The sequence below is a fragment of the Arthrospira sp. PCC 9901 genome (genome assembly GCF_059013425.1).
On the sequence record NZ_CP102296.1, the window covers coordinates 3,970,996 to 3,991,767 of the forward strand.

Sequence of the window (20,772 nt, forward strand, 5' to 3'; positions counted from 1 at the left end):
CTTTTGAACGCAGCGTATCAACCTGTTTCGCTGCTAAATCATTACGATGGTTCAAGCCGGACATTCGGTTTCCCTAATCATGGATGGTTGGCAGTGGTCGCATTTGGTAGTAGGTTCTACTTCACGCCTTCCGTTCCCCGCTTCAATCCTGGGGTTATGATTCCCAAAACTGGGGGTGGCTATCGCCGTTACTCTCAACGCAATTGTTAAGGAATCATTAATATTTCCAGTTGGGCGTTTTGACCTTGAGTTCCCTGCCTTGTTTTGTATATTTCTATACCAAACGTTGGGACATATAAACAGTTATGGGATGGTCAGGGTACGAGTCCCTTATATTTCACCAAGGGGTGAAAGTCCCACTAGGAGGTTATTTCAGGCATTGCAGCCTTATTTGACTCCTAAACGTCTCGCACCATGATTGGATTTTACCATGAAGAATCCGACTTGATGAGTATGTCGTCAGGGAAATTTGGCATGGTCTGGGGTTTGACCGTATACTCATTATTGAGTTGCGAATCTTTGGGGTATTGTACGTTATTGTCCTAAGATGTCAAGCAAATCTTGGATTAAATTCTTGCTCCCCTTTCCCATAGTAGGGCGATCGTTAGACTTATCAATCACGTAAACCTCTTGGGAGCGTGGAAGCCCCGTGTCTTTAGACCGGGGAGGAAACGCGACAGGGGGACTTTAGTCCCCGTCAATCTTTCAAGCATAGGCGTAACCATCCTTCCTGTGAATGGGTTGGCAGTATTTGTGGCTGATGCCTGCCACCCGTACAGAAGCGGTGGTAATATCAAAACTACCAGACGCACGGCAGAGAACCCGTCCTAGATATGAGCCAATTTTCTTCCCCGCTGTGACCAGTGCCTTCACCATGTCGCCAGTCTGAAAGCCTTTATGAATTTGCCTCCTGGAGCGGTGACGAGTAGGGAATCCGTACTTATTCGTCCCGCACATCTGACGGGTTCCATGCCCCTTTGCTAAAATCAGCAACGGTTTTGAAGTCAGAACTTCGAGTGATTCGACTGGTCCAACACAGGCAGCATCAAGCCAGTGAGCTTTAGGTAGGTTGAGCCTCAGTCGATTGAACTTCGTTTGTCCGCCCGTTCCTGTGGTAACTGGGAGTCCTGTTGCTTTCAAAGCATTGAACAAAGCCCATCGGGTCGAGTTAACGGCAGCCGCATCTTTAAGGGGTGATTTGGCCTGCCTGAGAAGACGACTCAGCACATCAGGCTGACCCGATAAAAAATCCAGAATGTCCCCATTGCCTTTGGCTTGATTGCATGAGTGGCAAGCCATCGTCAGGTTAGAAACCCGGTCAGAGCCACCCTTAGACCGAGGCTGGATATGCTCAACTTCAAGTGGTACATTTTGAGCCCCACAGTAAGCACAGGTTCTGCCCCACTTGAACAACAGGTATTCTCTGATTTCATAGCCTTGTAATTCTCCCTGCTGATACTCAACACCTGAAATCTCAGGGTTTTCCATCAATTGCAGGTCGAACCGTACTAGCTCTTGGGTAATGCGGCCAACTGGGGCAAGTCTACGAAATCGGTGAACCCAGGTCATTAGAGTATCTACTCGATGCTGCCAGCTGGGAGCTAACCAACCTTCGGGACGAGTCCGATTCAAGAACCGAGCTGGTCGATATCGGGTCTTGCGGTTTCGTCGAGAACGTCGGAGTTGACGACGAGAGAGCAATGCTTCTTTAATCTGCTGTCCTCGGTGCTGCAACTCGGCAGCAAAGATAATATGATTCCCTTGCTTTAAGGCAATTCCAGTGACTTTAGAGCCTGGGTCTAATTTGAGTTCGAGGGGTTCAGGATTAGCGTCAACCTCCTTGTTTAGAATAATGGTGAATGGGTAGCGTCGAAATACCGATGCTTTCCCGGCTTTGAGCAGTGATCGTGCCATCCCTGGCTTGCACGGTGTCAGGGGCTTGCGGTTGGTATCTAAAACGAAAATATGGTTAGACATTGTTGCGTCTGTTCTGATTGCTCGTAACGTTTGCTATGCGCTAACGCGCACGCTGCGCGAACGCTAATGTTCAGAGTCGGTACTTTCCAAATCGCACTGTCTTAACCCCTTAGAACTGTTTAACGATTTGGTTCTAGTGCCTGGAACTAGCACGCATTCCAGGGTAGGAACTTTAACTCTTGCTCGCTCACGTAGCCAGTTAAGGCTTAAGCTGGTCAGCTACCTGAAATCGGGGGGCACGAAGCCCCCGTGCTTCAGCCGGGGGTGCTGACGAAAATAGCTTTGGTGTACCCTAGTACAGCAAATGTTAATCATTTCCCAACTTAATGATAGATTAAGTTTATCATCTTAATGGAGTCCACGCTTCATGCTACCTGTCACCATTGGAATACGGACAATCCTCACCCGATTTTGTCGTTTGTTAATTGTGATTACCCTTGAATCATGGCTTCTGAGTGGTTATCTGAATTTGTCCCCCCGCAAAAGTGTCGAATATGCCGCCGCCATTAATTTGTTAGCAGAAATCGTCGGAATTATGAGCTTTTTTATAATTAAGGCAGTGATTCCGGGCTTTGTTCAGAAAGATTTTATCGTGTATCTTATGGTTGGAGAAACTCCCCAATTGTCCCTAACCTTGCTCCTCATTACGATTGTTTATTTTTTGTTGTATTTAGCCATTAAAATTAACGGATTTGCTTTGTATAAATTTTTATGCGAAATCCCCCCCCAAGAAGACAAGCCTGACCCCAAAAAATCTCAAAGTCCTCTGATTTTTTCCATGAGTCAGGATACTCAAATCATTATTCGCTCTCTTGTCCGCGCACACACCATTAGTTATGTGTGTATTATAGCCTTAACTGTACTGCAAGCTAACGAGGTTTCATCATAATGGATAATCCCCTGAAACATCCCTTAGTGAAAAATGTAACTTCCGTGGTAAATACCGTTAAGCCACCTAAGTTATATCACTGGAAAAGTGTAGTCATAGTCGGTCTATTGGCTTGGTTAGTTTCTAGCCTGCTGACCGATAACATCGAACGCAGTAACTCCATAGCCAACCTGAGTTGGATTTTGCTAACTGCTGGCATTTCTTGGCGCACTAATCAACATCCTTTTATCATTCGTGGTGTTTCCCTAAGTCCTTGGATTACCGGAACTTTAATTACCGTATTAGTTTATCAGGAAACTGCTGAACAGTTACCCACATTTGCCATAACTGCTTGGCCGATTATCTGCGCTTGTTTTGTGTTTTTAATTCAGTTTATCGATGCCAAATTTAAACTGCGACCAACTCCCCCTTTAATTAGTGGTCCGTTTCTGTTATTAATCCTGGGTCATGTGGTTCTGAGTTGCTGGATATCCTTTTATTTTTTAGTTGATAATTGGATTCAAGAATATCCCGATCTCTTTGAACAACAAATTATGCTGCAACAAGTTCAGGATTTCTCGGTTAATCCGGGTAATTCTTAATCGTAAATAATGCTTAAAAACTTGTCGAAATAGGTGGATTTCTCATGACTGTTATCATTGCGGGAGAACGCAGCGGCGTAGGTAAAACAACAATTACGCTCAGTATTTTGGCTTATCTGAAACATCACAATTTTGATGTGCAATCTTTTAAGGTGGGTCCTGATTACATTGACCCGATGTTTCATGAGTATGTCACTCAAAAACCTTGTCGAAATCTCGATCCAATTCTGACATCAGAAGATTATGTTAAATCCTGTTTTCAGCGCCATATTAGTGGCTCTCAATTAGGAGTAATTGAGGGAGTTATGGGGTTGTTTGATGGTATTCCTAGGGGGTGGGAATCCACAGAATTTAACTCTGATTTTGCCTCAACTGCTTATATTGCTGAATGCTTGAATTTGCCGATTATTTTAGTGATTGATTGCGCTAGATTATCCGGTTCTGTGGCGGCGATCGCCCATGGTTATTGTACCATAAATCCTCGGCTAAAATTCGCCGGTGTCATTCTTAACCGAGTCGGAAGCGATCGCCATCTGGATTTACTGAAAGCCGCCTTAAAACCTCTGAATTTGCCGATTTTAGGTGTCGTGCGCCGCCAGGATAATATTACCATTCCTGACCGCCATTTAGGATTAGTTCCCACCCAAGAACTTTCTAATCTTGATATCCTCTTAAACCGACTGACAGAATTAGCCGCTAATTGTTTTGATTGGTCTCAACTACTTCCCCTATTGGCTGCGGAAACTCTCACCCCAGAACCTCGAGAGATTCCCGTGAAAATTCCCCGCGTAAAAATAGCGATCGCTCGTGATGTCGCTTTCAGTTTTTACTATGCTGATAACCTCGATTTATTGCAAGAATTGGGAGCCGAATTAATCTCCTGGAGTCCCCTAACACAAACCATTCCCGAACCCGTTGATGGTCTGTATTTTGGCGGCGGATTTCCCGAAGTATTCGCTGAGTCTTTAAGTCAAAATCAACCCGCTATTCAACAAGTGCGATCGCTCATTAACTCCGGTATTCCTACTTATGCAGAATGTGGGGGGTTAATGTATTTATGTGATCAAATTATCGACTTTAATCAACAAGCCTGGTCTATGGTCGGAATTCTTCCTACTACCGCTATTATGGAAAAACGATTGACTTTAGGATATTATCAAGGGAAAGTCTTACGAGAAACACCCCTACTATCTTCAGGAGATACCGTCTGCGGTCATCAATTCCACCATTCCCACCTAACCGAAGAACCCCCTAACCCTATCTATGACATTTCTCGCTATCACAGCCTCCCAGAAACTCACCCCGAAGGTTGGAACCCTCTTCCTAATGTTCACTGTTCCTATTTACACCTACATTGGGGGAGTCAGACCACCATCCCTCAACGGTTTTTAAAATCCTGTGGCCATCATGATTAGTTAGATATAATATTCTCTAGCATGGCGCGAGCTTGATTGAATTTCACTAACGGAGGAAGTTAAGATATCATGGAAGCTATACTCGCTGGTGCTTTAGATGCTTTTAATCGACATAGTGGCTGGATTATTTGGAATCTGTTTTTAGCGTTTATTCCCCTAGTTCTCAGCTTTTTTCTGTTTCGGCGCAAAAATATCTCTCGGTCTGGGTTGTGGTGGATTACTTTAGTGGTTTTTATCGCTTTTTTGCCTAATGCACCCTATTTACTCACCGATATTATCCACTTAATTAGAGCCACCAGAGCCGGATATTCTGTCTGGGTTATTACTCTGTTTTTTATCCCCCTTCATGTCTTCGCAATTCTCATGGGATTTCAAGCCTATGTCATTTCCTTAATTAATCAGGGTCACTATTTAGTTAAACAAGGAGCCAAAAAATGGGTAATCCCGGCTGAGTTTCTCGTTCATTTTCTCTGTGCGATCGGTGTATATCTAGGACGTTTTCAAAGATTTAATAGTTGGGACTTGGTGACTCAACCAGATGTGATTATGGTCGAGACTTTGAATGATTTGACTAGCCGAAAACCGCTGCTAGTCATCATGATTACATTTGTGATTATATCCATTCTCTACCAGGTGATGAAACAAGTCACCCTCGGCTTGATTTTACAATTTCGCCAAGTTTATAAAAACTTTGAGTAATCTCAGTCAATCAATCGGAAATTATCCTTTCCCTAACAACTAAAACTGACAGATAAATCTCGGCGAAATCGGACAGGTCTGGTCTGCAATTGGGTTATGTCTGACAAATAAATAAGTGATGCGTTCTAGGGAAGATAAGGAACTGATATTAGAGATGTTGTTGTGATTGAGATTTAACTCATTTAGTCTTGATAAATTATTGAGGCTACTAACATCATTAATTTGGTTATAACTCAGGTTAAGAACTCTCAGATTCATGAGTTCCCCTAAAGCACTAACATCGGTGAGTAGATTGTAACTTAAATCCAGATTTTCCAGGTTCGTCAGATTCGCGAGAGGACTGATATCTGAGATTCGGTTATTCATCAATCTTAATTCCGTTAGGTTGGTGAGACTTCCTAAAGGCGCAACATCCCTAATTAAACTGGTGTTTAGATCTAGTCTATTTAAATTTAGCAAGTTTTCACTAGCTCTCGCACAGTTAAAGGTTCCGGCTTCCCTCAAAATCAGTTGTACGGTATATCTAGCATCTGGGGATAAATTCTCCCTATTCAGACACCAATCCATAATAGTTGTATAGGTTTCTGAGGGGTCGGAAGAGTCGGATTCAGCTAGGACAGACACCGGACTAATACTCCCGGTTAAACTAATCATTATCCCCATCATCGTTACTCCCCACCATCGACTCAGAAGATTACCCTTAACCATGGCTCATTCCTTCCTTGGATTGATTAATACACCATTTATAGAATAATCCCTAATTTGCCAGATTGCCTATTGACAAATCTCGGAGATTGACTTATGATAACAGCATGGGAAAATGTGGCGGCATATATATAGCCGTCTAGGGTGGTTTGGTTCGGTGTTGATCGCATTTAGGGTGCTGTTAAAAGATTAATTCAGCGGCTTTTTGAATGCGGAATATCGGCTCAACACAGCGAGGTAAATTAGGTAAAGGAACGATCGCCAATTCCCCAAAGCGATCGCCTGAAATTTCCTTACCCAATTCAGCGCGATTATGTACGATGTAATTTTGGGCGATCGACTGTTCCCGGACAGATGCGACTAATCTTTCAGCTTCTGCTAGAATAGCCTCGCGATTTTGAACAACTCCAATAAACTCGGTATATTCGGGGTCAGCCAGACGTTTTTGTGCTTTCACGACCCGCTGACGCAAGGTTCGCAACCGTCCCATAAACTCAACCCTTCCCAAGACATTCTGATATTTAATCCACAGCTTAAAAATCCAAGCCAGCCAATCACTCATAGCGGTAGGAACCTCCAAAAACCGCAATAGATGACCCGTGGGAGCAGTATCTAATACAATCAAATCTTGTTCGTGGCTTTCCAATAACTCCATCACCTCCACCAGAGACAACATCTCATCAAGTCCTGGGAGAGACTGGGAAACAATGCGCCGCCAAGCCTCTGGTCCGTAAGCCAGTTTGAGATTAGCATCAGGGTCTCCAGAGTCTCCCCCCATCATTTCCGCCAATTCCCAGAGATAGTCTGAGCGAAACCTATCGAGAACCTGGTCAGCATCAATTTCCTGACCGCTAAGGTTATCAGTAATGTTAAGGGCTTGATGTCCTAACTGATCACCGAAGGCATCACCCAAGGAATGGGCCGGGTCAATAGATACCATTCTAACATGGCGATCGCTGTAACGTTCTGCCATAGCCCAACCTATAGCAGCAGCAACAGTGGTTTTACCAACACCACCTTTTCCCCCGACAATAACTAAACGCCGCCCCAAGGACAGAAAATCTGGTAATTTAGGAGCATCAGGGAATGTCACCAATGATACGGGCTGGTTTTCGGCTGTGGTGATGATAGCTAATTGGTCATCGTTACCCAAAGGCTTAGTTTGAGCGAATAAGCCATTTAAGGCTACAGGTCCCAGGGGTTCGGTGTCTAATTCCGGGACGAGAAATATAGGCTGATCGGCGGCGATTTTGATAAACTCAGCCATGAGGGGTTGCTGTTCACGATAGCGATCGCCATCAACAGCCTCGGCCACGATATGATTAATCCATACCCCACCCATAGGAATTTTGAGAGTTTGTAGAGACTCCAAAAATCGCCGGGTTTCAAATAAACTCATAGGTTCAGGAATAGCCACACAGAAACAAGATGTATGGTCAGCATCTTGCAGCCTAGCGCGTCCCGAATCGAGTTTGAGGCGCATTTCATCTAAAAACTCATCTCCTTCGTCGTGGCGGTGGCTACCAGCCAAGGAACGGCCGATGGTGCGATGTTTTTCTTGGAATAGTTCAAGGGATTCTAACAAATTATCCAAAAAATCCATTAACCCCAAAAGGTTGAGGGCGTGACCACTGGGGGCCATATCCACCACTACCCGGTCGATCAGGTTTTCGTCAAAGAGGCGCTGAATTTCCAATAAACCCATCAACTCATCAACTCCCGGCCATTCGAGGTCCCAAACGGGGGTGAGGTCTTCGCCTTCTACAAAACTGCCACGTTCCACCAACAATTGTAGGGTATCTCCGTAGCGTTCCTTAAAGTCTTTTAGGAGTATATGGGCATCTAGGGCGCGGATATTCAGGTTAGGTAGGGGAACAAAATCAGCCGTGGCGGCGACATGGTGGGGGGTGTTCTCTACCTGCATTTGTAGCACATCTCCTAGGGAGTGAGCTGGATCTGTTGATAGTAGCAGGATGCGATCGTCAGGAAACTGACTAGCCCAATGGAGGGCTAACCCACAAGCGAGGGTGGTTTTACCCACACCTCCTTTACCACTAAATAGAGCTAAACTTAGCTTATGAAAGTCGTCTACCATGAATTTCTCTGATTGACTGCATTTTTTCCCTAGGGGGCGATCGCCTGATCAGATCAAGTCCCGGCTAGATCATTTAATGATTCCGAGTTATGTTGATCTTATGACCAAATCGCCCCATCACCCGATCACCTACCCATCAGCCCTTCAGCCTCAGCAATAACTGTCACATGGTAACAGATGATTGGGAGTTAGCTCCATCATAATGGAATTATAGAAAGTTGGGCGAGGATTAAATTAACTCCCCTGCGCCCAAGTCCCAATTAAACCGTGTTCTTTCCCTATTTCAGGAAAATCCTGCTATCTCATTTCTAACTGGAAAAATGAAACAGGTAAGATACAAAACCCTCCACGGTTTGTCTATTTTTAATCAAGTTCAGCTTAGGTGAGGTTCAAATCATGAGTAACATTAAATCACAAACCCAAATGCTGATGATGGCATTTCCCCTGTTTTTGGCAATCCCAGGAGTCCCCAATGCCGTTTTTAATCAGTCTGAGGTCTTATCTTTCCCGGTGAAGACAGAATCTATCTTTTGGGGGAGTGAAAATACATCCCCCTACGAGTTACCACTACCGGAGGTTCAACAAAGACGACCCTCTGAGTGTTATGATAATGGAGTCTGTTAAAATCTTTTGACGGCTACTGGGGTGCAATACTGAGAGTTGGGGGATATGTAAATGCTGCTATCAATTGCTATGAATTCTACCAAGCAGACATAGCCAGCAGCAGTCTGGGGGTCTTCCCTAATTATTGCCTGATGAGATTTGACGAATTATTGGATATCGGTATATTTAACGGTACAAGAACAGTTCAAGTTTGAATAGCAAGATGGTAAGGGCTATTTGTTGTGGTTATTATGGGGAGGGGAATGGCGGTGATGAGGCGCTTTTGGCTTCGTTATTACAGATGCTACCCGATACGGTAGAAGCGATCGCTTTATCGGGAAACCCTAGCCAAACTCAGACCCAATACGGAGTTCAAACCTGCGATCGCCGAAATGCCTTTCAGGTGTTGAAAGTTTTGCGGGCTGCTGATTGGTTTATCTGGGGGGGTGGGAGTTTAATTCAAGATGTCACCAGTGTCATCAGCCCATTATATTATACGGGATTGATGGGATTAGCTCAACAGATGGGATTGAGGACGATTGCTTGGTCTCAAGGTATTGGTCCCCTCCAGCGTCCGATTACCCGCGCTATGGCAAAAAGGGCTTTTGCGGGGTGTAATCTAGTTACTGTCCGTGATAGTGGTTCGGCTGCCCTATTGACAGATTGGCAAATTCCGTTTACCTTAGCTCCTGATCCCGTGTGGGCTCTCGACCCAAAACCTGTGCCAGGGCTGTGGGATTTGCCAGCGCCTAGAGTGGCTGTTACCTGGCGATCGCATCCATTATTGACCCCAAAACGGTTAGAGATTTTAACTAGGGCTTTGGTGTCTTTTCAGCAGGCGACGGATACCTATATTTTACTGGTTCCGTTTCAATTATCCCAAGATTTGGCGATCGCTGAGTTAATCCATAAGGCTATTCCTTACCATAGCCAAATTCTGAAATTAACAGACCCTCAAATGTTGCGGGGATTATTTCAGGGGGTGGAAATGGCTATATCAATGCGACTGCATAGTTTAATTATGGCCGCTTCCCAGGAATGTCGCTGTTTTGCTATTAGTTACGATCCTAAAGTGAGTCATTTAATGGCAGAATTAGACTTTCCCGGTTGGGAACTTTCCCAAATTCCCGACGATGCCAATATCATTAGTAAAGCCTGGATTGAACATTATGCTAATGGCGATCGCCTTGACCCTGTGCAAATTGAATCTCTGAGCGATCGCGCCCAAGTTCATGGGGAACTATTACAATCATTAATTAATAGTTAATGGCTTTTAATTGGAGGTGTAAACATTGGCAAGAGTTCGGGTTCGTCAGCACGTTAACCCTTTAGCGCGGAAATTTCAATTCTCTGTTAAAACCCCGAATTGGTCGGAGATATATACTGATATTAACAAACCTCTCCATATTGATATCGGATGCGGAAGGGGTAGGTTTTTATGGAAACTGGCTCAAATCCAAGAATATCAGAATTTTTTGGGGATAGAAATACGTCAGCCTTTAGTGGAAGAAGCCAACCATTGGCGTGACCAAAAACAGCTAACTAATTTACACTATATTTTCGGTAATGCTAACTATTCCCTATCCTCAATTTTAGCATCTTTGCCCCCGGAAACTATCAAAACAGTTAGTATTTTATTTCCTGACCCTTGGTTTAAAAGCAAGCATCAACGGCGGCGAGTAGTACAACCGCAACTGGTGGAAGATTTAGGCAAGTTTATGGTGTCCGGTGGTTGGGTATTGTTAGCCTCGGACGTGGAAACTGTGGCGATCGAAATGCGCGATCGCTTTAGGGAAAATCCGCGCTTTCATCTCCTCTCAGAACATTGGTTAACAGAGAACCCCCTACCCGTCGCTTCCGAGCGCGAAATCGCTACCCTTAACCGTGGTGAACCCGTTTATAGGACTAAATTTCAAGCCAATTAATCACTCTTAATTCACCCCAGATATAGCTTGGGGGTCTTGGCGCGTGTAAATCTGTCCATCATTCCACAGTCCTTGTATTTGAGTCCAAATGGCACTAAAAAATCCCCAGAAATAGAAAATCCCCCTCGCTATAATCTTAGTAAACCCGCCACTTTTGTTACAAGGGGGATGTCCGAGAACATGACAGTCAAATAAACGGATATATAAATGTAGGGATTGTTTCCAGGTTAAATGCTTAAATGCCATCAAAAAATGATTATGATAATGGGTAATTTGGTACTCTAAAGACCGGGTACTAATATCATGACAGCCTCCGGTGGGTTCCCCAATATGCACTAAAACAGCTTCTGGGTCATACCAAATCTGATAATCAGTTTTTCGGATATCCAAGAAAAAATCCGACTCCTCACGAACCGCGCTACCCCTAAATCGTTCATCAAACCAAATTCCATGGTCAGTAAAAAGCGATCGCCTAAAAGACATATTACACCCCCGACCACTAATAATTTTTTGAGGTTTCATAGTATTAACCACATCCAAATAATACCAAGCAATACCCGGATCACTCGCCTCTGGTGGTAGATAATCAAAAGTCGGTTGTTTGTGGGTTCCCTGTAAATGTTCTGGGGTTAATACCCGACCCGCTACCGCGCCAATTTCAGGATGATCAAGATAGTTGCGAACATGATACATGACGAAACTCGTCTCAAGTGTAACATCATCATCAATAAAGATTACAATGTCTCCCGTAGCGCGTCGCACCCCATAATTTCTCGCCCCCGGTAAACTAGCCCAGTCCAGTTTAAACCAGGAAATTTTACCGGATTTGGAAAACTTTTCTAAATACTCTTGAGTTTCCGGTTCATGGTTTTTCGTTTGGTCAACCACCAAAATTTCTAAATCGGGGTAATCATTATTCATCACATCAGATAAACTATTCCGCAATAATTCTTCGCGTCCATAGGTGGGAATAATTACAGATACTTTAGGAAGATTCATAGTTTTGATAACATCCAATAGTTACTGATTAAGTATAAAGCGATCGCCTTCCCGATTTTAGGGCTGACAAATCGAATTGTAAGCCTCCACAAACTGAGGACCAATCACATTCCAATTATAGCGCTGTCGAGATAAGTTTTGTCCATTATTACCCATTTCTCGCCTGATATCCGGTGTATTAATTAACTGCTTTAAAGCACTTTCCCACTGGTCTAGGGTTCCCGGTACAACCAAACCAGCATTTTCTTCAATTACATCTACCGCGATCTCAACTTCCGGGGTAATCACTACAGGTAATCCAGCCGCCATAGCTTCAGCCACCGCAATACCAAAGTTTTCCCCCAAAGATGGTAATGCTAAGAAATCACAGCCATAGAGTAAAAGTTGTTTATCCTCACCGCTAACAAAACCTGTAAATGTCACTTTTTCCCCTAATCCCAGGCTGCTGATTATTCCCTCAATATATTGACAATAAGCAGGTTCTCCACTCCCTCCAATCACCAAATGAAAGTTATTTTCTTCCTGGATATTAGCCAAAACTTTCAGCAAAAAATCAAGTTGTTTTTTGGGGTGAATCCTGGACAGAAACAAAATAATCGGAGTTTCGATACCAACCGAAATATTATATTTGTCACGCAGGGCTATTTTAGCGTTAGGATAAGCCGTCGGGAAATGAATTCCTAAAGGTATATTAACCGTGGGTGCATCAATACCAAAATCACCCACATATTTTTGTTCTAACCTAGTGGTACAATGAATCAGAGACGCTTTTTTTAAGTTGGCATTTTCCAACAGGAAATTATAGATATTTTTTTTCAGCCGCTTTTGATTAATCACCCAGGGGGAAAAATGACCGTGAGGACTAATCACATAGGGGATTGATTTCTGTCGCGCCTTCCTCGCCCCAAATGTACAAACATAGGAGAATAGGGAGTGAATATGCACTAAATCATAACCCTTAATATGGGTATTTAGCCACTGCATAAGTTTCCGAGAAATCGCATATTCAGACAAGGCTTGAACGGAGGGAGACCATCTCGGGAAAAATAAAACTGGTACATCCTGATAATCTATAAACTCACCACAGGGAATCTCTAACACTCCCGGACCGCTATCATTAGTGGTGAGAATTTCCGCCTCTACCTGACAATTTCTTAGCGCCTGAACAATCTCGATCACAGCAACGCTAGTCCCGCCTCTAATGGGACTCACTGAAGGAATAATATGTAAAACTTTTGCCATAATTTTATAGGTGATTTGGTGAATTTTTCCACATTAGTTTTACCCAAGTTTTCCGGAAGCGGCGATCGCTTGTTCATACAAACCTATATATTCATTAATCATTTTCTCCGTAGTAAATCTTTTGGCATTATCAAATAATGGTTGGGGGTCTGGCTTAATTATATTGAGGGAATCCAGAATTTTAGTGGCTGATTCTTGGGGATTCTTAGGGTCAATATAAATCGCTACCTCTCCCCCCACTTCCGTCATAGGAGGTATATGGGATGTAAACACCGGACAGCCACAGGCTTGGGCTTCAATAATCGGCCAGCCAAACCCTTCTTGAAGGGATGGAAATAGTAAAGCGATCGCCGCCGAGTATAAAGCGCGGAGGTCTTCATTATCGATATTAACACAGGGAATAACTAATGGTTCTAATTCATAGTTTGTGATCAGTTGTTGTAATTCTTCAGTAAAGGGGGCTCCCGCCATCACTAAATAAATATCGCCCTTGGCCAGTTTTTGTTGAAGATGGGCAAAGATTTTGACAACTCCTGACCTATTTTTATACCATTGATTACCACCTACATGGAGAATAAAAGAACTATTTTCGGGAACTTTTAATTTTGCCAGCCTGGGTTTATATTCAGTTTCTGACATGGGGCGATAAGGGTAATTTAACCCCATATAAATAGTAGTTGCCGCCTGGGGTTCTAGTTCGCTAATCCTCAGTAAATCCTCTCTGGTTTTTTCCGAAATACAGGCTACTCGTTGAGCTTGATTTAACCCTTTCAGAATGATTTGTTGAAGTTGCCGACCTGTCCACCGGGTGGGATTTTCGGGGATTTCTCCTAAAGCTGAACGGACGGCTAGTAAATCATTACAGGTAACAATATGGGGGATTTTTTGTAAGTAGCGGGTATAAAATCCATTGGAATGGTCGCAAATATGAGCAACATCAGCCCAGGCTAAGTGTTCTTTTAATGTAGGGGGAAACATGATAAACTTATCGATATATCCTAACCATTTTCCTACACCACTACCGCCGGGTTTAAGCTGTCCCAACTTGGCTTCGGGACGCAGTAAGCGCACGTCATGACCTGCTTTTTTTAACTCGCTCTCCATGACAGCCGAAAAGCGCTGCATACTTTGTTGAGCATCTGGTAGGTAATTCCCAATCAACAGTATTTTCATTAACTATAATTATAACCCAGGATACTTGTCAATACCAATTCTGTAGATTCACCCGTGACCAGTGTATCATAGTTTTACCATGGCATAGACAAGGTATGGCTTGCGTCCACGGAAATATTAAGCAATAATAAGCCCTTGACGAGGATTGAACTCGTGACCTCACCCTTACCAAGGGTGTGCTCTACCACTGAGCTACAAGGGCAAGTGGGCCGGGCTGGATTTGAACCAGCGTAGGCGTAGCCAGCGGATTTACAGTCCGCCCCCATTAACCACTCGGGCACCGACCCATTTATTCAACAATTTATAATGGTATCACAAATCTCAAAAAAAGCTAGTGTTTGGGAAAACTTTTTTTTGTAAATCCCAAAACCCTTACCTGTCAAGGGTTTGAGCGAATACCAAAAATAACTTTCGCTTTCCTGAAACCCGAATTAATGGCCAGATAACTGGTCAATGTTTAATCCAGGGTAAGCCAGAGGACCCGGAACGGGAGGGGGAAGAATTCATAGGTTTATTGCGGGCCATCCGACTGGGAAAATCACTTTCGTCGTAAATTTCCCCGACCAACTCCTCTAAAATGTCCTCCAAAGTGACCAAGCCAACTGTCCCCCCATATTCATCAACAACGATCGCCATGTGTAAGCGCTGCTGTAACATCTCTGTAAGCAAGCTACCCACCCTTTTGGTCTCCGGTACATAAACCGGGGGAATCATGGCTTCTGTGACGGATGGCGGCGGGCTATCAGCACTAATTGAGCGCATCAGTTGTAGCGCCCGCTTCAAATGCACAATCCCGACAATTTCATCTTTTGATTCTCCCTGGACGGGAATACGAGAATAACCAGTTTCCAAACACAAATCTATGACCTGAACGACCGTCGCCTGATGGGAAATAGTCCGCATATCAATACGGGGTTTCACGACCTCCCGCGCCATGAGATAATCCATGACCAGGGTTTTATTTAACAGTTGATGTTTTTGCCAGTCGAGTTGACCGCGACCCCCTAAAATCTCAATCATTAACCGTAGTTCCTGGACGGACAAACCGGGTTGTACAGCGCCCCGGTTGACTAACCGGATAATACTTTGGGCGATCGTTTCAAATAGATAAATAACCGGAGACAGGAGAATAGACAGCAAGTAAATGGGACGAATAACTGCCTTAAAAATAGGTAGAACGTTGATGATGGCCAAAGATTTGGGGGTAATTTCTCCAAAGACCAACAGCAAAAAGGTGACGACAGCGGTAGCAATTCCTAACCCGGCATTACCTAACCAAATAGCAAATAAATTACTGGTGAGAATTGCGGAGAAGTTATTAACTAAATTATTGCCGACCAAAAGAGTAGTAATAAATCGCGCCCGTTTCTCCAAAACCAGGGTAAACATCCGATTGGGATCACCTTGTTCTCGAATTAGCGCCCGCAACTTGAGATTATCTAAGGCTGTGATAGCTGTTTCTGAACCAGCAAAAAATGCCGATAATACCAACATGAACAGCAAAATCAGCAAATCTATCCAGACATTTCCTAACAAAGGTGCAACTGCAGCCGTAGTCGCCAGGTATTCCGGGAGGGATATTCCAATCACAGGGGGATACCAAATTCTAAAACTATTATTTTGAAGTTGAGTGAGATCGATTCATTATAGAATGAATACTTCACTACTGAATTAAGCGAGTTTAACATAGTTGTTATAGGTTTTTCAGTTACTACCAGGGCAAATTTGTCCCATCCCAGGACAGAAACTGACCACTATCACTGATTTCTAGGCGGTTAATCACGTCTAAGAGTTGTTGTACAGTTCGATTAACTGAAAATAGGTTTTCGGGTGCGACATTTTTTTGAAAGGGTTGGGAAAGCTGTGTGTCTGTGGTCCCTGGGTGTAGCATGACGACAATGGTTTGGGGACTTTTGCGGGAATATTCGATCGCAACGGTTCGCATTAACATATTTAAAGCGGCTTTGGAGGCGCGATAACCATACCACCCACCTAAATAATTATCGCCAATACTGCCTAATTTGGCGGAAATTGTGGCGAAAACATGGCGGCGCGGGCTACTGAAAAAGGGTAACAGATGTTTGGCTAACAATACTGCGCCAATACTATTAACCTGGAAATACTCGATGAGGCGATCGCTATTAATTTGTCGCAAACTCTTCTCGGGTTGCAACCCTACACGATGCAATATCCCGATACAATTAACCACGAGGTCTAATTCTCTGGTTTGATGGCTAATGGTTTCCAAAGCGACGACTAGATCAGATTCTTGGGTAATATCCATGGACAGACAGACCAGACGCTGGGGATACCGACTGGCCAAGTTTAACAAGTCTTGGGCGGACTCCCAACGCCGATAAGTCCCATAAACCCTGTCAATTGCTGGGTCTTGTAACAAGATCTCGACAAACCCATAGCCAATACCACCACTAGCACCAACAATCAAAATATTCAATCAATTAAGTCCTTTTAGCGATCGACAAACTTGTTTTCTCAATAAACGCGACTGGGGTATCTATACGCTCAATGGTAGCAGCTATGGGACTTACACAAGGGATATGGTTTGTGACTTGGGGTGGGGGTGTACAATATTTTTCGGTTCGGGAACTTTTCAGGTGCGCGGATCTACATTACAATCTAGTGTGTCAAAACCTGTTCCCTGTCTCTTATACCCATTTGATATGTCAGCAAGCGATTTTAGCCGAGGTAATGAGTTTCTCCGTAATGGCCAACTGGAGGAGGCGATCGCTGCTTATCAAAAAGCGATCGGTCAAAACCGGGACTTTTACTTGGCTTACCAAAATTTGGGGGAGGCGCTGGAGAAGTTAGGACGTTTTGATGAGGCGATCGCTGCTTATCGGCGCGCGGTAGAATTGAAGCCAGAGGCGGCGTGGTCTTATGTGAATTTAAGCCGGGTTTTGCGGCAGGTGGGACGGGTTGAAGAAGCCGAAAAAGCTGAAGAACAGGGGGGTGGAATTCATCCTAAGTTAGGGGTAGTGCGATCGTTGCCTTCCGATTTTTCCATGAACTCTACCCATCAAATTAGTTCAACTACCACCGCAAAAAACAATAATTACTCAATTCCTAAAAGCCCTTCTCAGTCAGCACCCAAGAAAGCATCACCCGGTCGCCGACTTTCGCACCGAAAATCTCAGTTATCATCCTCCCAAAATTTTCTGAAACCGCCTCATTTTACAGCTCAAGATTTTGGGGAAAGGCTTTGGGGTGGGTACTCACGATATGCTCTACCTGCACTAGAAGAAATTAAGCATGATTTAACAGCAGCCAAAAGTGAGCGGATTCAGGCTGCTTGGGAGTTAGTTCGTTGGTACTATGTTGACGGTGATTATGAACTCGCATTAGAGAATATTGAGTTAATCAATATATTGGGGGCTGAAATCCATTCGAGATATTTACTCGCAGAAATTCAATGTTTAATCAAGCTCAACCGTATAAATCAGGCGGAAAAACGCTTAGATTTTGCTATCCAAGTTCAAGGAGAAAAAGCAGATTTTTTACTGCTGAAAGCTAACATACAACGAATAGTTTCTTTACAAAAAGGACAGGAATCTGAAGCTAAAACATTGACCCTATACTATATCAATAAAATTTACGAAAAGCAAGGGCTATCACCTCTAGTCCTCAAGGATCATAGTTTGCCATTATCCTTGTCTAATATTACAGCTCATGCGGAACCCAAGATTAAGAATCAGAAGCTCAAGGTTTCTGTAATTATACCCGCCTACAATGCAGCAGAAACCATACACATCGCTCTGGATAGTCTGCTGGCACAAACCTGGAGAAATATCGAAATTATTGTAGTTGATGATTGTAGCAGTGATCATACCCGTGAAGTGGTGGCAGGATATGTTGAACGCGATCGTCGTGTTAAGCTCATTGCTAAAGATGTTAATGAAGGTTGTTATCCGACTCGAAATCGTGGATTAGCATCTGCCACAGGTGATTTAATCATGGTTAATGATAGTGATGATTGGTCTCACCCTCAAAAAATTGAGTATCAAATTGAGGTGATGAACAATCAAAAAAGTTTTTGTATTGCCGTGATGTCTCACTGGGTACGAGTTGATGAAAATCTCATGGTGGTGGGGGGACGAAGACCGAAACATCGGCTTTTCGATCTAAATTTTTCCTCTTTGATGTTCAAAAGAAAAGCCCTCGACAAAGTGGGTGTCTGGGACGCTGTTAGAATCGGGGGCGATACGGAGTTTCAATTAAGATTAGAAAAAGCCTATGGTGCCAAAGCCCTGTACCGCATTAAATCCGATATAATGTTATCTTTGGGAATGGCAAGAGAGAATTCCTTAACTCGTGCTAAAACCACTCATATCAAAACCATGGAATTTGGCATCAGATGGCATTACAGAGATTCTTACAAATATTGGCATTCTCGGCTCTGATTTCGCAACTTCTCCCAAGTTGTCTGAAGAAGTACGCTCCTTTCCTTGCCCTAAGGGCAATCATCCTTTAAAATCCGAAACATATTTTTACGATGGGGTTGTGGTGGCAGATTGGGCGAACGGTGATAGTGTTTTTGTTTGTAACCTGAACTTTGTTGTCGCCGCTTGTCGGTCGGGGTTGAAGGTTGCCGTCGTCCATTGGCGCAGCTACAATACCAGTCCTAACATCAGCCTTCAATCTAGCTTTTATGATGTCTGTGTGAAGTATGGGGTAGATATACTGACACCAGGAGACCAAGTTGAGGCTAAAATTATCGTTTTTGGTTGTCCGAAAGCTCTACAGCATAGACTCGATGATTTCCCCGCCATAAACGCCGACAAATTGATAGTGATTGTGAATCAATTTGCAGAGGGTTTAATTGATGGGTCTGAGCCACAATACGATCCATATATTGTCAGGGCGAATCTCAAGACCATGTTCGGAAAAGAAGGAGACTGGATACCTTCTTCTTTATCTCTTCAAAGGTTAATGACAGAAGATGAACGTTACCCCAAGCCATACCCAACTCCCTGGTATCCAATGATAGATGTCGAACAGTGGTGTAGACAAAAGTTGCGGTGGCGGGGTCAGGGTAATCAGAAGCCTGTCGTGGGTCGTCACGGGGCTAATACTTCTATGCAATGGCCTGGAGAATTGACGGCTTTCAAGCAAATATATGGTGTAGATAATGCTTGGGATGTGAGAATATTAGGCAGTGCTAAGGGGGCTATTGATTTACTGGGGAAACAGCCTAAGAATTGGCAATTTATTTCTGGCGATCGCATGGGTATGCAGGAGTTTTTGGAAGATTTAGACTTGTTTATTTATTATCCTAATAAAAGTTATATCGAAGCTTTGGGTATTGAGATTATACAAGCTATGGCAGTAGGGATTCCGGTAATTCTTGACCCTCAGTTTCAAGAAACCTTTGGTGGTGCGGCTTTATATGCCAACCCCGAACAGGTTAGTTTGATAGTCCAGGAATTATGGTCTGACCCAGAGCAATATATCAATCGGGCTAAAATTGGTCGAGATTTTGTATACAAAAACTTTGATTATAGGAGGGTAATGAATATTATTAATTGTGATAATTAGTCGATATTTTTGAAGCGATTACATAGCACAATGTTGTGGTTATTATGAACCGATGATTAATAGCTATTTTGTTGATAATCAAGAATTTTAGAAATATGTCAAACAGTGAATTAAACCAATTAAGCAATCAATACTCTGGCTCTAAACTCGGGAAAACAAAGAATGATAATCGAGCCATAAAGCCCGTTTGTAATCTTTGTGGCTGTGATAAATTTATAGATAGCATGAACCGAAAAAAAGTTAAGTGTAAAAACTGTGGTTCTGTAGAGAGAACACGCATTATAATGTTGTACCTGAAAAAGTTTTTACTTCCACAGCCAGGAATGAAAGTGCTACATTTAGCTCCTGATTATGGATTGTCAAAATACTTTTCTTCGATTCTTGGGAATAATTATGTACCCACTGACATCAATCCTGATAGGTATAAAAAAAAAGGAATTACCAATGTTCGCAAGCTGGATTTATGTAAAGATTTAGATAATTGGCAAACTGAAAGCTTTGATATAGTTGTTCATTTGCACGTTTTAGAACATATTCCTTGTAACTACACAGCAGTTTTAATTAAATTAAATAGATTGCTGAAACCCGGTGGAAAACACATTTTTGGTGTGCCAGTTATGGGTAAGGCTTTTCTGGATTCCTTTGGTTCGTTAAGTCCAGATGAAAATCGTAAGTATTTTGGTCAACAGGATCATATACGCAGATTTAGTTCTTCAGATTTAAAGATGTCTCTGGGTATGGTAGTTCCGGTCAACTTAGATATTCATCTTGAGGATGAGTTCTCAGAACAGGAACTGATTCAATATAATATTCCCAAGTCTAAATGGCGTAACTATGTTGGTTCGTCCCTTTTCTTTATGGATAAAAGTGATTTGCTATTATAAATCATGAAATCCGCAATCAAAAGATATCATCC

The 20,772-nt window shown here is 43.2% G+C and carries 18 protein-coding genes and 2 tRNA genes; 10 read left to right on the top strand and 10 right to left on the bottom strand.

The features are described from left to right. Positions 1-705: 705 nt before the first annotated feature. Positions 706-1,977, bottom strand: coding sequence for an RNA-guided endonuclease IscB (iscB, locus tag NLZ44_RS17625; protein WP_493750616.1), 1,272 nt, complete (start codon positions 1,975-1,977; stop codon positions 706-708). 367 nt (positions 1,978-2,344) lie between these two features. Between iscB and fraC the strand changes: the two genes are divergently transcribed. The 4 genes from fraC (at position 2,345) to NLZ44_RS17645 (ending at position 5,561) form a co-directional block, all read left to right on the top strand. After that, positions 2,345-2,866, top strand: coding sequence for a filament integrity protein FraC (fraC, locus tag NLZ44_RS17630; RefSeq protein ID WP_493750617.1), 522 nt, complete (start codon positions 2,345-2,347; stop codon positions 2,864-2,866). Continuing rightward, positions 2,866-3,447, top strand: a complete 582-nt coding sequence (locus NLZ44_RS17635; RefSeq protein ID WP_493750618.1) for a DUF5357 family protein — start codon at positions 2,866-2,868, stop codon at positions 3,445-3,447. The genes fraC and NLZ44_RS17635 overlap by 1 nt, the downstream gene beginning before the upstream one ends. Before the next feature lie 44 nt (positions 3,448-3,491). Then, a complete protein-coding gene (locus NLZ44_RS17640; protein WP_493750619.1) occupies positions 3,492-4,862 on the top strand; it encodes a cobyrinic acid a,c-diamide synthase CobB in 1,371 nt (456 codons plus the stop codon). A 69-nt stretch (positions 4,863-4,931) separates the two neighbouring features. Next, positions 4,932-5,561, top strand: coding sequence for a DUF1361 domain-containing protein (locus NLZ44_RS17645; protein ID WP_006622357.1), 630 nt, complete (start codon positions 4,932-4,934; stop codon positions 5,559-5,561). A gap of 39 nt (positions 5,562-5,600) precedes the next feature. Here NLZ44_RS17645 and NLZ44_RS17650 read toward each other — a convergent pair whose 3' ends face one another. Both NLZ44_RS17650 and NLZ44_RS17655 read right to left on the bottom strand, forming a co-directional pair. Then, positions 5,601-6,269 (bottom strand): leucine-rich repeat domain-containing protein, encoded by a 669-nt coding sequence (locus NLZ44_RS17650; protein WP_006622356.1) that lies wholly within the window; start codon positions 6,267-6,269, stop codon positions 5,601-5,603. Positions 6,270-6,447: 178 nt separating this feature from the next. Beyond that, positions 6,448-8,361 (bottom strand): ArsA family ATPase, encoded by a 1,914-nt coding sequence (locus NLZ44_RS17655; protein ID WP_493750620.1) that lies wholly within the window; start codon positions 8,359-8,361, stop codon positions 6,448-6,450. Positions 8,362-8,757: 396 nt separating this feature from the next. Here NLZ44_RS17655 and NLZ44_RS17660 point away from each other — a divergent pair, with 396 nt between their 5' ends. From NLZ44_RS17660 to trmB, 3 genes are all read left to right on the top strand, one after another. After that, positions 8,758-8,985, top strand: coding sequence for a hypothetical protein (locus NLZ44_RS17660; protein WP_006619796.1), 228 nt, complete (start codon positions 8,758-8,760; stop codon positions 8,983-8,985). 202 nt (positions 8,986-9,187) lie between these two features. Continuing rightward, complete coding sequence (gene csaB, locus NLZ44_RS17665) at positions 9,188-10,231, top strand: polysaccharide pyruvyl transferase CsaB (protein ID WP_493750621.1); 1,044 nt, start codon at positions 9,188-9,190, stop codon at positions 10,229-10,231. A 25-nt stretch (positions 10,232-10,256) separates the two neighbouring features. Beyond that, the gene (gene trmB / locus NLZ44_RS17670; RefSeq protein ID WP_493750622.1) at positions 10,257-10,889 is read left to right on the top strand and encodes a tRNA (guanosine(46)-N7)-methyltransferase TrmB; all 633 of its coding nucleotides are present in this window, start codon (positions 10,257-10,259) and stop codon (positions 10,887-10,889) included. Positions 10,890-10,895: 6 nt separating this feature from the next. Here the strand turns inward: trmB and hpsN are convergent, their stop codons facing one another. From hpsN to NLZ44_RS17705, 7 genes are all read right to left on the bottom strand, one after another. Continuing rightward, positions 10,896-11,888 (bottom strand): hormogonium polysaccharide biosynthesis glycosyltransferase HpsN, encoded by a 993-nt coding sequence (gene hpsN / locus NLZ44_RS17675; protein WP_315648756.1) that lies wholly within the window; start codon positions 11,886-11,888, stop codon positions 10,896-10,898. Between the two features lie 57 nt (positions 11,889-11,945). Further along, positions 11,946-13,130, bottom strand: a complete 1,185-nt coding sequence (locus tag NLZ44_RS17680; RefSeq protein WP_008056509.1) for a glycosyltransferase — start codon at positions 13,128-13,130, stop codon at positions 11,946-11,948. Positions 13,131-13,169: 39 nt separating this feature from the next. Further along, on the bottom strand, positions 13,170-14,303 hold the full coding sequence (locus NLZ44_RS17685; RefSeq protein ID WP_006670492.1) for a glycosyltransferase family 4 protein: 1,134 nt from the start codon (positions 14,301-14,303) through the stop codon (positions 13,170-13,172). A gap of 130 nt (positions 14,304-14,433) precedes the next feature. Then, positions 14,434-14,505 (bottom strand) — tRNA-Thr (locus tag NLZ44_RS17690). Positions 14,506-14,508: 3 nt separating this feature from the next. Continuing rightward, a tRNA-Tyr gene (locus NLZ44_RS17695) sits at positions 14,509-14,590 on the bottom strand. 163 nt (positions 14,591-14,753) lie between these two features. After that, a complete protein-coding gene (locus tag NLZ44_RS17700; protein ID WP_008056506.1) occupies positions 14,754-15,893 on the bottom strand; it encodes a hemolysin family protein in 1,140 nt (379 codons plus the stop codon). Between the two features lie 121 nt (positions 15,894-16,014). Further along, positions 16,015-16,758 (bottom strand): SDR family NAD(P)-dependent oxidoreductase, encoded by a 744-nt coding sequence (locus tag NLZ44_RS17705; protein WP_315690438.1) that lies wholly within the window; start codon positions 16,756-16,758, stop codon positions 16,015-16,017. 226 nt (positions 16,759-16,984) lie between these two features. Here NLZ44_RS17705 and NLZ44_RS17710 point away from each other — a divergent pair, with 226 nt between their 5' ends. The 3 genes from NLZ44_RS17710 to NLZ44_RS17720 all read left to right on the top strand — a co-directional run bounded on the left by NLZ44_RS17710 (position 16,985) and on the right by NLZ44_RS17720 (position 20,740). Continuing rightward, a complete protein-coding gene (locus tag NLZ44_RS17710) occupies positions 16,985-18,721 on the top strand; it encodes a glycosyltransferase (RefSeq protein WP_493750623.1) in 1,737 nt (578 codons plus the stop codon). Positions 18,722-18,824: 103 nt separating this feature from the next. Then, positions 18,825-19,856, top strand: coding sequence for a glycosyltransferase family protein (locus NLZ44_RS17715; protein ID WP_493750624.1), 1,032 nt, complete (start codon positions 18,825-18,827; stop codon positions 19,854-19,856). Positions 19,857-19,951: 95 nt separating this feature from the next. After that, positions 19,952-20,740 (top strand): class I SAM-dependent methyltransferase, encoded by a 789-nt coding sequence (locus NLZ44_RS17720; RefSeq protein ID WP_315646807.1) that lies wholly within the window; start codon positions 19,952-19,954, stop codon positions 20,738-20,740. Positions 20,741-20,772: the final 32 nt, after the last annotated feature.

Excerpts from the sequence above, each read along its gene's own strand:
- iscB (WP_493750616.1), bottom strand. The coding sequence starts at position 1,977 with ATGTCTAACCATATTTTCGTTTTAGATACCAACCGCAAGCCCCTGACA.
- NLZ44_RS17720 (WP_315646807.1), top strand. The coding sequence starts at position 19,952 with ATGTCAAACAGTGAATTAAACCAATTAAGCAATCAATACTCTGGCTCT.
- NLZ44_RS17660 (WP_006619796.1), top strand. The coding sequence starts at position 8,758 with ATGAGTAACATTAAATCACAAACCCAAATGCTGATGATGGCATTTCCC.
- hpsN (WP_315648756.1), bottom strand. The coding sequence starts at position 11,888 with ATGAATCTTCCTAAAGTATCTGTAATTATTCCCACCTATGGACGCGAA.
- NLZ44_RS17710 (WP_493750623.1), top strand. The coding sequence starts at position 16,985 with ATGTCAGCAAGCGATTTTAGCCGAGGTAATGAGTTTCTCCGTAATGGC.
- NLZ44_RS17645 (WP_006622357.1), top strand. The coding sequence starts at position 4,932 with ATGGAAGCTATACTCGCTGGTGCTTTAGATGCTTTTAATCGACATAGT.
- csaB (WP_493750621.1), top strand. The coding sequence starts at position 9,188 with ATGGTAAGGGCTATTTGTTGTGGTTATTATGGGGAGGGGAATGGCGGT.
- NLZ44_RS17680 (WP_008056509.1), bottom strand. The coding sequence starts at position 13,130 with ATGGCAAAAGTTTTACATATTATTCCTTCAGTGAGTCCCATTAGAGGC.
- NLZ44_RS17650 (WP_006622356.1), bottom strand. The coding sequence starts at position 6,269 with ATGGTTAAGGGTAATCTTCTGAGTCGATGGTGGGGAGTAACGATGATG.
- fraC (WP_493750617.1), top strand. The coding sequence starts at position 2,345 with ATGCTACCTGTCACCATTGGAATACGGACAATCCTCACCCGATTTTGT.
- NLZ44_RS17640 (WP_493750619.1), top strand. The coding sequence starts at position 3,492 with ATGACTGTTATCATTGCGGGAGAACGCAGCGGCGTAGGTAAAACAACA.
- NLZ44_RS17655 (WP_493750620.1), bottom strand. The coding sequence starts at position 8,361 with ATGGTAGACGACTTTCATAAGCTAAGTTTAGCTCTATTTAGTGGTAAA.
- NLZ44_RS17685 (WP_006670492.1), bottom strand. The coding sequence starts at position 14,303 with ATGAAAATACTGTTGATTGGGAATTACCTACCAGATGCTCAACAAAGT.
- NLZ44_RS17635 (WP_493750618.1), top strand. The coding sequence starts at position 2,866 with ATGGATAATCCCCTGAAACATCCCTTAGTGAAAAATGTAACTTCCGTG.